Source organism: Bifidobacterium reuteri DSM 23975 (assembly GCF_000741695.1).
GTDB lineage: Bacteria > Actinomycetota > Actinomycetes > Actinomycetales > Bifidobacteriaceae > Bifidobacterium > Bifidobacterium reuteri.
The window spans coordinates 76,905-92,079 of sequence record NZ_JGZK01000003.1 but is presented as its reverse complement, the minus strand read 5'-3'; the positions used below and the strand labels follow the sequence as shown (position 1 = coordinate 92,079).

Below are 15,175 nucleotides of genomic sequence, written 5' to 3'. Positions count from 1 at the left end.
CTATAGTCGGAGAGGTCACATTAGTGGCCACCTTATCCGCTTCTCGCACGAAAGGTGAGCCGTGTCAACTCCACAAGAGCCGGCGGAGACGCCGATGATCGGTAAAAGCGTCATCTCGCTTGATGATCTCTCCATCGCACAGATTCGGGATTTGCTGCACAAGGCGCAGTACATCGATGCGCATCGCAAGGAGGTGTCACACACCTGCGAGGGTAGGGTATTGGCCACATTGTTCTATGAGCCGTCCACCCGCACACGTCTGAGCTTCGAGACCGCGATGCTCCGCCTCGGTGGCAAGGTCATCGGTTTCGCCGGCGCGCAGCTTGCTTCGGTGACCAAGGGCGAGTCCATCGCCGATACGTTGAAGACCGTCTCCAACTATGTCGATGTGGTCGCCATCCGTCATCCTAAGGAAGGCGCTGCGCTCGTCGCGTCCCGTGCCGCCTCCGTGCCAGTCATCAATGCCGGCGACGGCGGCCACATGCACCCCACGCAGACGCTGGCCGACCTTGCCACGCTGCAGTCGCGCTTCGGTCGTGTCAACGACCTGACCGTGGGCCTATGCGGTGACCTCATGTTCGGCCGTACTGTGCACTCCCTGATCGAGACCCTGTGCCGTTTCGGCAACGTGCGTTTCATTCTCATCAGTCCTGATGAGCTGAAGACCCCGCAATATGTCATAGACCGCATCAACGCCACGCCGACCTGCTCCTATGTGGAGGTGCGCGACCTGGCGTCCGTGATCGGCGACCTCGATGTGCTGTACATGACCCGCGTGCAGAAGGAGCGCTTCTTCAACGAAGACGACTATCTGCGCCTACGTGACACCTACATCCTCGACGAGGACAAGCTCTCCCATGCCAAGCCCGACATGGCAGTGCTGCACCCGCTGCCGCGCGTCAACGAGATTGCCGTCGAAGTGGACGACGATCCCCGTGCCGCTTACTTCGAACAGGTCAAGAACGGCATGCTCATGCGCATGGCCCTCGAAAGCACCGTGGTGGGCGACGACCTGCCCGGTTACGAACCGCTCAGCTCCAAGGAGGTGCAAGCCTGATGGAAGTCACCAGCATCCAAAACGGCATCATCATCGATCACGTGCCTGCCGGTACCTCGCTGAAGGTGCTGGAATACCTGAAGATCGATCCGTCCAAGACCAAGCTTGCGCTGATCATGAACACCACATCGCATCGGTTCGGCACCAAGGACATCATCAAGATCGAGGATGACAAGGACATCGATCTCGATGTGCTCGGCTTCGTCGCCCGTCAAGCCACCGTGGACGTGGTCCGTGGCGGACACATCGTCGAAAAGAAGCAGCCTCGCCTGCCCGAACACATCGTGGGCGTCATCAAGTGCGTCAACCCACGTTGCGTGACCACCACCGAACCGGGCATCAAACAGATGTTCCATCTGGTGCATTCCGAACGTCTCGAATACCGCTGCGACTACTGCGACGAGGAAGCAAAACTGTGAGCATCACCCTACGCAACATCAAGGTCTGGAACACCGGGGAGATCATCGATCTGACGGTTCCCGGCCTTGCGGACGCCTACTTCGCCGATACCGATACCGTCCGTGACGGTGCCGATATCGACGCCACCGGTCTGACGGTGGCCCCCGGCTTCGCCGATCCTCATGTGCATTTCCGCGATCCCGGGCAGACCTACAAGGAGTCCATGGTCTCCGGATGCCGCGCATCGGCTTCGGGCGGGTATACGAATGTGCTCATCATGCCGAACACCTTGCCGGCAATTGACGGGCAGGCCGTCACCACGGCGGACGCCGAGGCTGGCAAGCCGGGCGCGCGCGAAGTGGTTGACGCCGGCTTCGCCAATGTCATCGATTTCCTGCAGAACTACGATGCCGCGCATGACGTCAAACTGCCGGTCCGTTACGACCTGTGCGTGTGCGCGTCCAAGGACCGTGCAGGAGCGGAGGCCAGCGATATCGCCGATTGGCTGCGCTATGTGCCCGGATTCCAGGATGACGCCAAGACGCCGGCGATGAACGAACACCCTGTCACCGCGATCAGTGACGACGGCGCCGCGGTGCCTGAACTGATCCTCGACCAGGTGCTCGCCAATGCCAAGGCATCCGACCTGTACCTCATCGAGCATTGCGAGCATCATGACACCGGTGCGGTCAACGAGGGGCCGGTGTCCCGCGCGCTTGGCGTGCCAGGCATCCCCGAAGACACCGAACTGAAGATCGTGGCGAGGGACATCGAAGCCGCACGACGCACCGGCATCCATGTGCATTTCCAGCATGTGAGCACGGCGATCTCGTTCGAGGCCATACGCGAGGCCAAAGCCGAAGGGCTGCCGGTCACCTGCGAGACCGCGCCGCACTATCTCGCATTGAGCGACGAAGCGCTGCTCGAATACGGCACACTCGCCAAGATGAACCCGCCGCTGCGTTCCGAAGCCGACCGTCAGGCCACCATCGCAGCCATCGCAGACGGCACTGTGGACCTGCTCGCCACAGATCATGCGCCACACACCATGGATGAAAAGGCGAAGGGCTTCCTCGAGGCTCCCAACGGCATCATCGGACTGGAATGCGCGTACGGCGTATGCCACAAGGTGCTGGTGGACGGCGGACACATCTCGGACGAACGGCTGATCGAACTCATGTCCGTTGCGCCTCAGGCCCTGATGGGCCATGATGCCACGGATATTGCGGCGCTGGTTGAAGATTGGGCCGAGCCTGCACCCACCGGCGATGACCCGGATGGCGTGATCGCAGAGGAGAAGGCCGACTCGTCGCAGACCGTCCGTGAGGGCGTGAACCGTCTGCTCGACCTGAGCCGCATCGACGATGCCTCTGCCGTGGATCTCGTGGTACTTGCCACCGACCAGCAATGGACCGTGGACCCCGAACGGTTCCATTCCAAGGCCCGCAACACTCCGTTCGGCGGGTGGCAGGTCACAGGACGTCCGCTCGCCACCATCATCGGCTCGAAGTTCATGTTCAGCCGCCTGTAGTAGACAACGGCAAGTCCAGCTCACAGCAGGAGACTTACGAAAAGCGCAAAAGGAACAGCATGGATCGTCTGATCGAAGCAATCACCAACGTACAGAATCCATCCGTCGTCGGACTCGACCCCACTGAGGCTCTGGTACCACCGCAGGTGGTGGCGAGTTTCGCGGAAGAGGTCCGTGATTCGGTGGACAGCCCGGAAGAGCTTCCGGCCGCCCAACTGGCCGTGGCGTATTTCGAGTTCAACCGCACCATCATCGATGCGGTCGCGGATATCGTGCCCGCTGTCAAGCCGCAGATCGCCATGTATGAGGCGCTCGGCCCCGCAGGCGTGGACGTGTATACGATGACTTGCGAATACGCCGCCCAGCAAGGCCTGTACGTGCTGGGGGACATCAAGCGCGGCGACATCGGCTCCACCGCCGCCGCCTATGCGCATCATCTGAGCGGCGTGGGAGCGGATGCTGCGGCAGGCGACGATGCCGCCGATAACGGCGAATCCATCATCTTCGACCCGTGGCATGAGGACGCCGTCACCGTCAATCCCTATCTCGGCACGGACGGCATCACCCCGTTCGTGGATGCTGCCGTCGCTTCCGACAAGGACATCTTCGTGCTCGTGCGTACCTCCAACCCGTCCTCCAGCGAACTGCAGATGCTAGATCTGGCCGACGGCACGAAGGTCTATGAACATGTGGCCGACCTCGTGGAGGGCTGGGGTGCCGAAACCCGCGGCCAGCACGGCTATTCCCGGGTGGGTGCCGTTGTGGGAGCCACGCATCCGGAGGAGGGCCGGGCCCTGCGCAAGCGTATGCCCCACACGTTCTTCCTGGTGCCAGGCTATGGCGCCCAGGGAGGCACCGCACAGGACGTGGCCGGCATGTTCGACGAGACAGGCAGCGGCGCAATAGTCAACTCCTCGCGCGGTATCATCGGCGCATGGAAGAAGAGCGGCAGGTATTCCGAATCCATGAGCGCCGACCAGGCGCTCGAGCTCGTCGCGGAAAGCGCCCGTCAAGCCGCCATCGACATGCGTGACGCCCTTCGTTTCGCCGTGTACCGTTGACCGATCGGAGCAGGAATCAATAATGACAACATTCACACCAACGTATGATGTGGTGGCGGAAGCACAGGCCGCAGGCTATTTTCCTCCTCGCCACAGCGTCGAGATCACCGGCGTGCGTGAACTGACCGATAGGGTCATGCGCCTGACCTTCCGGGACCCGTTCATCGCCTCCCACGCCAAGCCAGCACAGTTCGTGAACCTGTTCACCCACGACGATTTCATGTTGATGCCGCGCCCGTTCGGCGTCAGCGAGGTCGAAGGCGACGAGGTCAGCGTCATATTCGCGGTCATCGGCCACGGCACCGAACAGCTTGCACGACTTGAACCCGGCGACACCGTGGATGTGCTCGGGCCCTTGGGGCGAGGATTCAATCTCAAGGAGGACGCCAACTACATCCTGGTAGGCGGCGGGCTCGGCGTGCCCCCGCTGATCTATGCCGCGCAGAAGCTAGCCGAGAACGACGCCTCGTTCGCCACTGCGGTATTCGGCTACCGCAACGACCATTTCGCCGAGGAATACGTCTCCCGGTATGCGGACTGGTCCTGGAGCATCGACGACGCCGAGGGCAATGTGGTCGATCTGCTCAACAAACTCGAACAGGGTGATGACCTCAAGGCCTACGACCGCAAGCCCGTCATCCTCTCCTGCGGACCATTGCCGATGATGAAGGCGGTGGCCGCTTGGTCCGCCGAACGCGATATCCCGGCCCAGCTCAGCATGGAACAGCGCATGGGATGCGGCTACGGCACATGCGTGCTGTGCACCGTGGACACCGTGGACGGGCGGCTCAAGGTCTGCTCCGGCGGACCTGTGTTCACCCGCGAACAACTGGGATGGGGGGAGTGACGATGATCGACAGCAATCAGAACGACAACCACATCAACATCTACGAACCGCACGAGTGGAAGCACTCCACCAAAGTGGCCGGCGTGGAATGGAAGAATCCCGTCGGAACCGCATCCGGAACCTTCCAGTATGCCGCGGTCCGTTGGTTCTATGATGTCAGTCAGCTCGGCGCGGTAAGCACCAAGGGCTGCTCGCCTGTGCCGTGGGAAGGCAACCCGAGCCCACGCACCGCTGAAGGCCCCGCCTCGAACCTCAATGCCGTAGGCTTGCAGAACCCCGGCGTCGACCATTATCTCGAGGACGATCTGCCGAAGCTAAAGAAGGCAGGCGCGCTGGTTGTGGCCAACGTGGCCGGTCACTGCGATGACGATTATATGCAGGTGGTGGCCAAGCTCGCCGACTCCGACGCGGATATGCTCGAAATCAACGTGAGCTGCCCGAACGTGACCCATGGAGGCATGAGCGTCGGCACCGACCCGGTGGCACTTTCCTCACTGATGGATAAACTTCGCCCGATGACCGACAAGCCGATCATCGTCAAACTCACACCGAATGTCACCGACATCACCGTTCCTGCGCGCGCCGCAGTCGAACACGGTGCGGACGCCCTGAGCATGATCAACACCGTGCTCGGCATGCGCCTGAACATCCGCACGGGTGAGCCGATCATCGCCAACAAGACCGGCGGCGTGTCCGGTCCTGCAGTCCTGCCCATCGGCATCGCCGCGGTCTACCGTACGCGCACCGTACTGCCGGACATCCCGATCATCGGCATCGGCGGCATCGACTCCGGCGAGAAGGCGCTTGAATACCTGTACGCCGGCGCCAATGCGGTGGAAGTCGGGGCTGCCGCCCTATTCGACCCGGTGGCCCCATTGCGCATTGCCCGCGAATTGGATGATCTGCTGGACTCCCGTCCCGAGCTCGCTGCTAAACTTGCCGCAGGCAACACATGGAGGTAACACGGTCCGACCGCCGATTCCCCTCGTCGAGGCGAACGCTGAGGCAAATCGGCGGTCGGACCGTCTGGGCGTCCTATACAAGACCTGGAGGTAGCTACAATGGCAGAAACGCTCGCACATCGCTTCACCGAATTCCTACTGGAATCCAACGCGCTGAAATTCGGTGACTTCACGCTGAAGTCCGGCCGACAGAGCCCGTACTTCATCAACGCCGGCGCTTTCGACGATGGCCGTAAGATCGCCACTCTCGGTGCCTTCTACGCCGAGAAGATCAGCCAGGCGATCGTGCACAACACCATCCCGCGTGATGTCGACACCGTGTTCGGGCCGGCCTACAAAGGCATTCCTCTGGCCGTCTCCACCGCCATCGCGCTGACCGCACGCCACAACATGACCGTGGGCTACACCTTCGACCGCAAGGAGAAGAAGGACCACGGCGATGGCGGCTGGATGGTCGGCACGCCGCTCAAGGACGGCATGAAGGTGCTACTCGTCGATGATGTGATGACCGCCGGCACCGCTGTACGCGAAGTGATTCCGAAGCTCAAGGCGGAGGCCGATGTGGAGGTCGTGGGTCTCGTGCTCTCCGTGGATCGCATGGAGAAGACCAAGGACTCCGACCTGTCCGCCGTCAAGGCGGTAGAGGCCGAGTTCGGCTTCCCGGTGCTCGCTATCGCCAACGTGCGCGAGATCTTCGACGCCGCAGCCAAGATGAAGAACGCCGATGGCACCCCGCTGCTCGGCCATGAGCTCAGGCAGCGTGCCGAATCCTACCTCGAGCAGTACGGTGCCTGATCCTTCCGGGCTTCCATGCTTTCAGGGACTGATTGAAAAAAACGCTTCTCGTATTCGAGAAGCGTTTTTTATACCCATACTTACCAAAGGGGAGCGAGGCTTGAGATCACGTTGAGATTGCGCGGAGATTATGGATGATCATATCTTCCAGACACGCTGTCCGGACACGCTGCATGTGTCGGGAATCGGAAGAGATGAACTTTAGGTGACAAAGCCCGTATCCAATACCCAGCCTCACTAGAGTAGAGGTATGAGGGAAGGTTCCAAATCTCGAAAGCCGATCATTCTGATGGTCGGATTCATAGTCATCGCCGCAGTGGTGTTTGCCGGCGCATTCGCGGTGGGACGGGTCACTAAGGATCCCACCACTGACCAAAGCTACAAGGAAGTGACATCACAGGTCACCAAGACCGAGAATCAGATCAAAGCCAACCGCAGCACGACAAAGGAGCTCACCAAGAAACGGGATGAGCTGCGCGAGGATTTGGCCGAAGAGAAGAAGCAGGCGGAAGCAGACAGGAAGGTGTTCGAACAATACGGCGGCGATGCCCAGGCAGGGAAGCCAGCCCTGATTGTCGAATCCATCAGCCCGGATGAGGACCCGCTGTATGCCGCTACCGGGGGCAGTATCGATTTGTATTATTACCCGAAATTCACTGTGCGCAACAACACCGGTCATGTCTTGCTCGGGGCAGTCGTCAAATACACCATTATCGGATCGAACGGAAACGTATTGGATGGGGAGGGCAATGCCTACGTATCCAATGTGGTCGTATATCCCGGTAAGACCGTGGTTGCGGAGGACATGGTGAAGGATGCCGGGTTCTCCGGTGCCACAATCAAGCCGGTCAGTTTCAACGCGACGGTCGCCGACAGTAAGGACTCCGATTCCACGAAAACCATCGACGCACAATACGCCGATGACGTCAAGACGGTGACAATACCATGAGCCAGGACAACAAGAAGAACGAGCACAAGGCGGAAGAATCCAAAGAACCCGGATGGCTGAACCATGATGATTCGACAGGGGGCCACAACGCGGCGGACACTATGTTCGAGGCGTTGGACTCCTGGCTCACTGCCGTAAAGCACATTGCGCGCGGGATTATCCGGCATCATGGCGCCGACACGGACGAAGATAGCGCAGAGAAGGCGGGGAAGGGCGCGGCATCGGCACATATCGATGCACATCATATGGCCTCACCGGCCAAGCTGGCGGTGAGTCTTGTCGCATTAATCGTGGTTGTGTGGCTCGGCGGGGTCGCCTATGGTTTGGGAGGCAAGTCCGTCGTCGTGCAGCAGAGCCCCGACTACATCCGGGAATCGCAACGGCTCACCTGGGCGAACAGCGATTTGGAGGAGTCGAAGCAGGACATAGCGAACCGTGAGCGGCAGATCAAGGATGTCGGCACTCAGATAGAGGAGCTCAAATCAGAGCGCGAACGCTATGGCAATCTACTTGAAGAGATCAAACAAGTCCAGCGGCAGGACAAAACTCCGGAGCTGTCCGTCGCCGCCATCGGTGATGTCTCGCAGTCATCGTCTTCGTATTTCGCCATTACCGCCACTGTGCACAATCAGACGCAGTATACGTTGACGAGTTTCTCCGTCTATTATCAGGTTGAGGATGCTCAGGGGAATGTGGTGGGTACCGGCTTCGCCATGGGGGAGACCGGCGCCACTTGCGCTCCGAACGCGGATTGCCCTATCAGGTCACTCACCATGAACAATCCTACGGGCACGAAATTCGTACCCGTGAAATGGGGTGCCACCGCGTCGGACGGCAACAGCGAATACGGCCGGTATGGCACCGACGTCATGACCAAGCAGTTTTGATTCGTCTATATTGCACGTCCGTATCGCATGTCCATATTGCAAATGCCCCGAAGCGGCTGTATGTTCGCGCCTCAACGAATACGCCGCAAACATACGGTCGTTTTGAATGGTCTTGGCGGCTGTATGTTCGCGCCTCAACGAATACGCCGCAAACATACAGCCGCTTTGATGGTCATAACAGACCGTATGTTCGCGGCACCTGCGTTTGAACGCGAACATACGGTCGTTTGGCGTTATATCAGTGGCTCTTCCGCCTAGATGTTGGTGGTATGTATGCCGGTCGTATACCTACATACGGAAAAGGTGCTTCCTTCCTCAGTCAGGAGGGAAGCACCTTTTCCGCCGAAAGCGGCTGGTCAATGACACCTGACAGGTATGTCAGTCGATGAGCTTGTAGCCGTGGGACGCCACGACCGACTTGAGTTTCTCAAGATAGGTTTCGGCGGCCTTGGACAGCTTGGCGCGTTCGTTGGTGATCCAGCCGAGCAGCATCGTCTCATCGGATTCCAGCGGGACCGTGACAATCTTCTCGTTGTTGAGGTCGCCGTTGTCGATGCCGGTGCACACCGTGTAGCCGTTCAGGCCGATGATGAAGTTGAGGATCGTGGCGCGGTCGGTCACGTTGATCTGCTTGGGGGAGTACTCCGGCCAGACAGCCTCCTCGTAGAAGTAGAACGAACCTTCCTCACCCTGCTCGTACTGCAGGAACGGGTAGGGCTTCAGATCCTCCATAGTGATGACCTTCTTGGCGGCCAGTGGGTTGTTGCGCGAGATGAACACATGCAGCGGGGCGCGGAACAGCGGATGGAACTCGAGATGCTTCTCGCGCAGCAGCTTGCCGAGCACGTCCTTGTTGAAGTCGGACAGGTAGATGATGCCGATTTCGGACTGCATGTTGGCGACCTGGTTGATGATGTCGCGCGTGCGGGTCTCGCGGATGGTGAACTCGTATTCATCGGACTTGATGGAGTTGATCATCTCCACGAACGCCTCGACGGCGAACATATAGTGCTGCGTGGAGACCTGGCACAGCTGCTTGCGCGGCTTGGCGTGCTTGTAGCGCTCCTCAAGCAGGTCTGCCTGGTCAAGCACCTGGCGCGCGTAGGTGAGGAACTCCGCGCCGTCCACGGTCAGGGCGATGCCCTGCGAGGAGCGGGTGAAGATCTCGATGCCGAGCTCGTTCTCCAATTCCTTCACGGAGGAGCTCAGGGCGGGCTGGGAGACGTACAGGGCGTGCGAGGCCTCGTTCATCGAACCGCATTCGACGATTTTGACGATGTATTTGAGCTGAAGCAGAGTCATAAATGTCAGTTATAGCGCTAGGTCTGGTCGTGGAATGGGGTTATACCCCTGCACAATCGACGGTGAACGATGCCTACAACGCCTACAACCGCACGCCAAGGCTGGCGAGGGAGTCGCGCGCAGCGATGGCCCCGGAGAAGAGAATGCCGTGAATGCCCACCTCGTTGGCTCCCACGATGTTCTTGGCGGTGTCGTCGAAGAAGACGCAGCGTTCGGGCGTGAGGCCGAAGCGTTCCATGGTCAGGTTGTAGATGTCGGCGTTCGGCTTGTGCATCTTCTCCATGCCGGAGACCACCGTGCCGTCCAGCAGCTGTTCGAGGCGAGGGAACTTCTCGAAGGCCAGATGGAAGGTCTCGTGCGACCAATTGGTCAGACCCCACACGCCGTAGCCGTGGCGCTTGAGGTCGGCGAGCAGCTCGGTCATGCCCGGCAGCGTGCGCGGCAACGCATCCGCGTAATGCTCGATGTAATAGCGGAAGATCGACGCGATGTCCTCGCCCTGCTCGCGCACCACATCCGGGTAGATGCTGTCGAAGTCCTCGCCGGCGTCCATACGGTCCTCATAGCGGAAAAAACCATGCGGATCGTCGGGCGCGCAGATCGCGGACACCACGTCATCCGCGAATCGTCCGGTCAGGCAGGCACGGGTGTCCCAATCGATCAGTACGCCGCAGAAATCGAAGATTACATCAGTGATGGTGGCGGGGGAGTCAGCCATACAAAAGCTCCTTGCATATCCCAAGAAAGGTTCCGGGAACCAGTGTACGGGAGCGACGGATATCGGGGGAGCGGCGGACGGCGTCGCGAGCCTTGCTCACAGTATCCATGGCGGAAAGGATAACTGAGTAGCCTGGTTTGGCCAGCGTCCTCGCCACACTGCATTCCCTCAATGACGCATCGTTCGACTGTTCGCGAACGTCCAGCCAAACGTCCAGCCAAACGTCCTGGCGAACATGAAAACAGTCATCGAATGCTCATCTGACCAAGATAGAAATGAAGGTGTTAGCGATGTGTTAGGAAATCGCCGCAGTGCGATAACGGGCATGTATGTAAGCCGTAAAAACCGTCACAAAACCATCACCGAATTCATAAGCTTGAGAATCGCAATGACCCGATGGTGTAGTCTGGGCTGCCCTGAACGGGGAAGCCGGAATGCTCTATCGGGTTTGTTCGATAATGAAGGAGAAAGCATGCCCTGGTGGGTTGATGTTGCCTATGTTGTCGGCACGGTAGTGTTCTTCGTTCTCGTTGATCTGTTCGGAAAGTGGGTTGACAGACTATGATGACGTTCTTCACTGTGCTGGGTGTCGTACTGGGGATCGTGGGCATCGGCTACATGATCTACTCCCTGTGCCGTCCTGAGAAATTCTGACGACCGAGCCAAAGCAATACAGAAATCCCGATGGATCCAGCCGCAGACAGCCGCAGACAGCCGGAGAGAAGAGCCTGCAATACAGGACGAAGGCTGCACAACAGTCTTGCTGCCTGACATCGGGAAAAGGAAACAAAGGTTCATCGCATGGTATATGTGTTTGCTGTTATGGCGTTCGCGCTGATCGCCATAATCCTCGCGGCCATCTACAAGCCGCTGGGTGATTACATGTTCAATGTGTTCACGTCCGACAAGGATCTCTTCTTCGAGAAGTGGATCTACAAGATCATCGGCGTGGACTCCAAGAAGGGACAGACCTGGAAGGCATACCTGCGCGGCGTGCTCGGCTTCTCCCTCATGAGCGTCTTGGTGCTCTACCTGCTCCAGCGCGTGCAGCAGTGGCTGCCGTTCTCGCTGGGCTTCCCGAACGTCGAAGGCCCGTTGGCGTTCAACACCGCCGCTTCCTTCGTGACGAACACCAACTGGCAGTCCTATTCGCCTGACGTCACGCTCGGCTACACCGTTCAGTTCGCCGGCCTCGCCGTGCAGAACTTCGTGTCCGCGGCCGTCGGCATCGCCGTGGCGATCGCGCTGGTGCGCGGCTTCGCATGGCGCAAGTCCGAGACCATCGGCAACTTCTGGGTCGATCTGACCCGCTGCACGCTGCGCATCCTCATGCCGATCTCCATCGTCATGGGCATCATCCTCATTGCGCTCGGCGTGGCCCAGAACTTCGCCGGCTTCGTCAACGTGACCACCGTCGCAGGTGGCCAGCAGACCATCATGCAGGGCCCAGTGGCCTCCCAGGAGGTCATCAAGGAGCTCGGCACCAACGGTGGTGGCTTCTTCAACGCCAACTCCTCGCACCCGTACGAGAACCCGAACATGTGGACCAACCTCATCGAGATCCTGCTCATGCTGTGCATCCCGGTGGCCCTGACCCGCACCTTCGGCCGCATGGTCGGCGACATTCGCCAGGGTTACGCGCTGCTCGGCGCGATGGTGATCCTCTTCGGCATCAGCTTCCTGTGCGTCGTCACCGCCGAATCCTTCTCCAACGACCCGATCACCTCCCTGACCGGCGGTTCGATGGAAGGCAAGGAGACCCGCTTCGGCATCGTATGGTCCGGCCTGTTCGGCACGACCTCCACCTCCACCTCCACCGGTGCCGTGAACTCCATGCATGACTCCTACACCGCGCTTGGCGGCATGATGTATATGCTCAACATGATGCTCGGCGAGGTCAGCCCGGGTGGTGTGGGCGCCGGCCTGTACGGCATTCTGGTGATGGCCGTCGTGGCAGTGTTCATCGCAGGCCTCATGGTGGGCCGTACCCCTGAATACCTCGGCAAGAAGATCGGTCCTCGCGAGATGAAGATGGCTTCGCTGTACTTCCTCGTCATGCCGATCACCGTGGTCGTGGGCGTCTCCCTGAGCTTCGCGCTGCCGTTTGCCCGCCAGTCGATCTTCGACACGTCGCTCAACAACAGTGGCAACCACGGCTTCTCCGAAGTCGTCTACGCGTTCACCTCCGCTGCGAACAACAACGGTTCCGCGTTCGCCGGCATCACCGCAGACACTCCGTGGCTTGATACCGCGCTGGGTCTCGCCGTGCTGCTCGGCCGCTTCCTGCCGATTGCTCTGGTGATCGCTCTCGCTGGCTCGCTTGCCAAGCAGGACAAGGTGCCGGTGACCGCAGGCACGATGAAGACCGACAATGGTCTGTTCGTGGTCCTTCTGGTGTTCGTTATCTTCCTTATTTCCGCGCTGACGTTCTTCCCGACACTTGCTCTGGGACCGTTGGCAGAAGGTTTGGTGGCCTGATATGACTTCCGCATTTGCGAATGACGTTGCGAACAACGCGGCTTCCATCGCGGACGACGTCAAGAAATCCAATAACAAGTCGCTGGGTGCCATGCTTGGCAAGAGCCTGCCGGATGCGTTCCGCAAGTTCGACCCGCGCAACATGTGGCACAACCCGGTCATGTTCATCGTGTGGGTTGGCGCTGCATTCCTGACACTGCTGGGCATCTTCCAGCTGTTCGACGCCTCGCTGGCCAACGGCGAGCCGGTCTACTTCACCTGGATCGTGGCCATCGTGCTGTGGGCCACCGTGCTCTTTGCCAACCTCGCCGAGGCTGTGGCCGAAGGCCGTGGCAAGGCGCAGGCCGACGCATTGCGCAAGACCCGCACCACCACGCCCGCCCACATCGTCAAGGGTTATGACGAGAAGAACGACCCGGATGCCCGTGGCCCGGAAAAGGGCGAAGGCCCCGCCTACATCGAGGAAATCCCGAGCTCTGATCTGAAGCTCGGCGATGTGGTGGTCGTCTCCGCCGGCGAGCTGATCCCGGGTGATGGCGACATCATCTCCGGCATCGCCTCCGTGGACGAATCCGCCATCACCGGTGAATCCGCCCCGGTGATTCGTGAGTCCGGCGGCGACCGTTCCTCCGTGACCGGCGGCACCCGTGTGCTCTCCGACCGCATCGTGGTCCGCATCACCCAGAAGCCCGGTGAGAGCTTCGTCGACAAGATGATCGCCCTGGTCGAAGGCGCGAACCGCCAGAAGACCCCGAACGAGATCGCCTTGGACGTGCTCCTGAGCTCCCTGACCATCATCTTCCTCGTCGTGGTGCTGTGCATCAACCCGCAGGCATCGTCCGTCGGCGCCTCCGTGAGCCTCACGGTCCTGATCGCCCTGCTGGTCTGCCTGATTCCTACCACCATCGGCGCCCTCCTCTCCGCCATCGGCATCGCCGGCATGGACCGTCTGGTGCAGCACAACGTGCTCGCCACCTCCGGTCGCGCCATCGAGGCCGCCGGCGACGTGACCACCCTGCTGCTCGACAAGACCGGCACCATCACCTACGGCAACCGTCAGGCCTCCGAATTCCATGCCCTGCCCGGCGTGGACCATGACGAGATGGCCAAGGCAGCAGCGCTGAGCTCTCTTGCCGACGCCACTCCGGAAGGCCAGTCCATCGTGGCCCTCGCCAAGTCCGAAGGCTTCGAACTTGATGAAGTTCCGGGAGCCGTGGACGTGCCGTTCACCGCCGAGACCCGCATGTCCGGCCTTGACCTGCCGAACGGCGACCGCATCCGCAAGGGTGCCACCTCCGCCGTCGAGGCATGGATCGACAAGGAAGGCGGCGTCATGCCCGTCGAGGTCCGTGACGCCCTGCACGAGAAGGTCAACGCCATCTCCGGCCAGGGCGGAACGCCGCTGGTCGTCGCCGAGCAGTACGCCAACGGCGAGGTCAAGGTCCTGGGCGTCGTCCAGCTCAAGGATGTCGTCAAGAAGGGTCTGAAGGAACGCTTCGCCGACCTGCGCAAGATGGGCATCCGCACCGTCATGGTCACCGGCGACAACCCGCTGACCGCCAAGGCCATCGCACAGGAGGCCGGTGTCGACGACTTCATCGCCGAGGCCAAGCCTGAAGACAAGCTCGCCTACATCAAGAAGGAGCAGGCTAAGGGCCAGCTCGTCGCCATGACCGGTGACGGCACCAACGACGCCCCTGCCCTTGCCCAGTCCGATGTCGGTGTCGCCATGAACTCCGGCACCTCCGCAGCCAAGGAAGCCGGCAACATGGTCGACCTTGACTCCGACCCGACCAAGCTGATCGATATCGTGGCCATCGGCAAGCAGCTGCTCATCACCCGTGGCGCCCTGACCACCTTCTCCATCGCCAACGATGTGGCCAAGTACTTCGCCATCATCCCGGCCATGTTCATGGAGAAGTTCCCAGGCCTTGGTGTGCTCAACATCATGGGTCTGCACAGCTCGCTGTCCGCCGTGCTGTCCGCGATTATCTTCAACGCGATCATCATCGTGCTGCTGATTCCGCTGGCCCTCAAGGGCGTCAAGTACCGTGCCGAAGCCAGTGAGAAGATCCTGGGCCGCAACCTCAAGGTCTACGGTCTGGGCGGCATCATCGCCCCGTTCATCGGCATCTGGATCATCGATCTGTTCGTCCGCCTGATTCCGGGCTTCTGATCGAATCCGCTGA

Annotated in this window: 13 protein-coding genes; 11 read left to right on the top strand and 2 right to left on the bottom strand. The window is 60.3% G+C overall.

Annotated elements, in window-relative coordinates; translation table 11 throughout:
- Positions 1–94 precede the first annotated feature (94 nt).
- The 9 genes from pyrB (at position 95) to BREU_RS03105 (ending at position 8,488) form a co-directional block, all read left to right on the top strand.
- Complete coding sequence (gene pyrB / locus BREU_RS03145) at positions 95–1,057, top strand: aspartate carbamoyltransferase (protein ID WP_044088277.1); 963 nt, start codon at positions 95–97, stop codon at positions 1,055–1,057.
- The gene (locus BREU_RS03140) at positions 1,057–1,476 is read left to right on the top strand and encodes an aspartate carbamoyltransferase regulatory subunit (protein WP_044088275.1); all 420 of its coding nucleotides are present in this window, start codon (positions 1,057–1,059) and stop codon (positions 1,474–1,476) included. Before pyrB ends, BREU_RS03140 begins: the two co-directional genes overlap by 1 nt.
- On the top strand, positions 1,473–2,987 hold the full coding sequence (locus BREU_RS03135; RefSeq protein ID WP_044088272.1) for a dihydroorotase: 1,515 nt from the start codon (positions 1,473–1,475) through the stop codon (positions 2,985–2,987). Before BREU_RS03140 ends, BREU_RS03135 begins: the two co-directional genes overlap by 4 nt.
- A 59-nt stretch (positions 2,988–3,046) precedes the next feature.
- Positions 3,047–4,048 (top strand): orotidine-5'-phosphate decarboxylase, encoded by a 1,002-nt coding sequence (pyrF, locus tag BREU_RS03130; protein ID WP_044088271.1) that lies wholly within the window; start codon positions 3,047–3,049, stop codon positions 4,046–4,048.
- Positions 4,049–4,070: 22 nt separating this feature from the next.
- Positions 4,071–4,895, top strand: coding sequence for a dihydroorotate dehydrogenase electron transfer subunit (locus tag BREU_RS03125; protein WP_044088269.1), 825 nt, complete (start codon positions 4,071–4,073; stop codon positions 4,893–4,895).
- Positions 4,883–5,857 (top strand): dihydroorotate dehydrogenase, encoded by a 975-nt coding sequence (locus tag BREU_RS03120; protein ID WP_375137542.1) that lies wholly within the window; start codon positions 4,883–4,885, stop codon positions 5,855–5,857. The genes BREU_RS03125 and BREU_RS03120 overlap by 13 nt, the downstream gene beginning before the upstream one ends.
- A 99-nt stretch (positions 5,858–5,956) precedes the next feature.
- Positions 5,957–6,652 (top strand): orotate phosphoribosyltransferase, encoded by a 696-nt coding sequence (gene pyrE / locus BREU_RS03115; protein ID WP_044088267.1) that lies wholly within the window; start codon positions 5,957–5,959, stop codon positions 6,650–6,652.
- A 289-nt stretch (positions 6,653–6,941) separates the two neighbouring features.
- Complete coding sequence (locus BREU_RS03110) at positions 6,942–7,601, top strand: hypothetical protein (RefSeq protein ID WP_044088266.1); 660 nt, start codon at positions 6,942–6,944, stop codon at positions 7,599–7,601.
- The gene (locus BREU_RS03105; RefSeq protein ID WP_044088265.1) at positions 7,598–8,488 is read left to right on the top strand and encodes an FxLYD domain-containing protein; all 891 of its coding nucleotides are present in this window, start codon (positions 7,598–7,600) and stop codon (positions 8,486–8,488) included. Before BREU_RS03110 ends, BREU_RS03105 begins: the two co-directional genes overlap by 4 nt.
- Before the next feature lie 378 nt (positions 8,489–8,866).
- Here BREU_RS03105 and BREU_RS03100 read toward each other — a convergent pair whose 3' ends face one another.
- Positions 8,867–9,790 (bottom strand): LysR family transcriptional regulator, encoded by a 924-nt coding sequence (locus BREU_RS03100; protein ID WP_044088263.1) that lies wholly within the window; start codon positions 9,788–9,790, stop codon positions 8,867–8,869.
- Between the two features lie 82 nt (positions 9,791–9,872).
- Positions 9,873–10,508 (bottom strand): HAD family hydrolase, encoded by a 636-nt coding sequence (locus BREU_RS03095; protein WP_044088262.1) that lies wholly within the window; start codon positions 10,506–10,508, stop codon positions 9,873–9,875.
- Between the two features lie 801 nt (positions 10,509–11,309).
- Here BREU_RS03095 and kdpA point away from each other — a divergent pair.
- Together kdpA and kdpB are read left to right on the top strand one after the other, a co-directional pair.
- Complete coding sequence (kdpA, locus tag BREU_RS03090; RefSeq protein ID WP_044088261.1) at positions 11,310–12,986, top strand: potassium-transporting ATPase subunit KdpA; 1,677 nt, start codon at positions 11,310–11,312, stop codon at positions 12,984–12,986.
- Position 12,987: 1 nt separating this feature from the next.
- On the top strand, positions 12,988–15,162 hold the full coding sequence (gene kdpB / locus BREU_RS03085; protein ID WP_044088258.1) for a potassium-transporting ATPase subunit KdpB: 2,175 nt from the start codon (positions 12,988–12,990) through the stop codon (positions 15,160–15,162).
- The last annotated feature ends 13 nt before the right edge of the window (positions 15,163–15,175 follow it).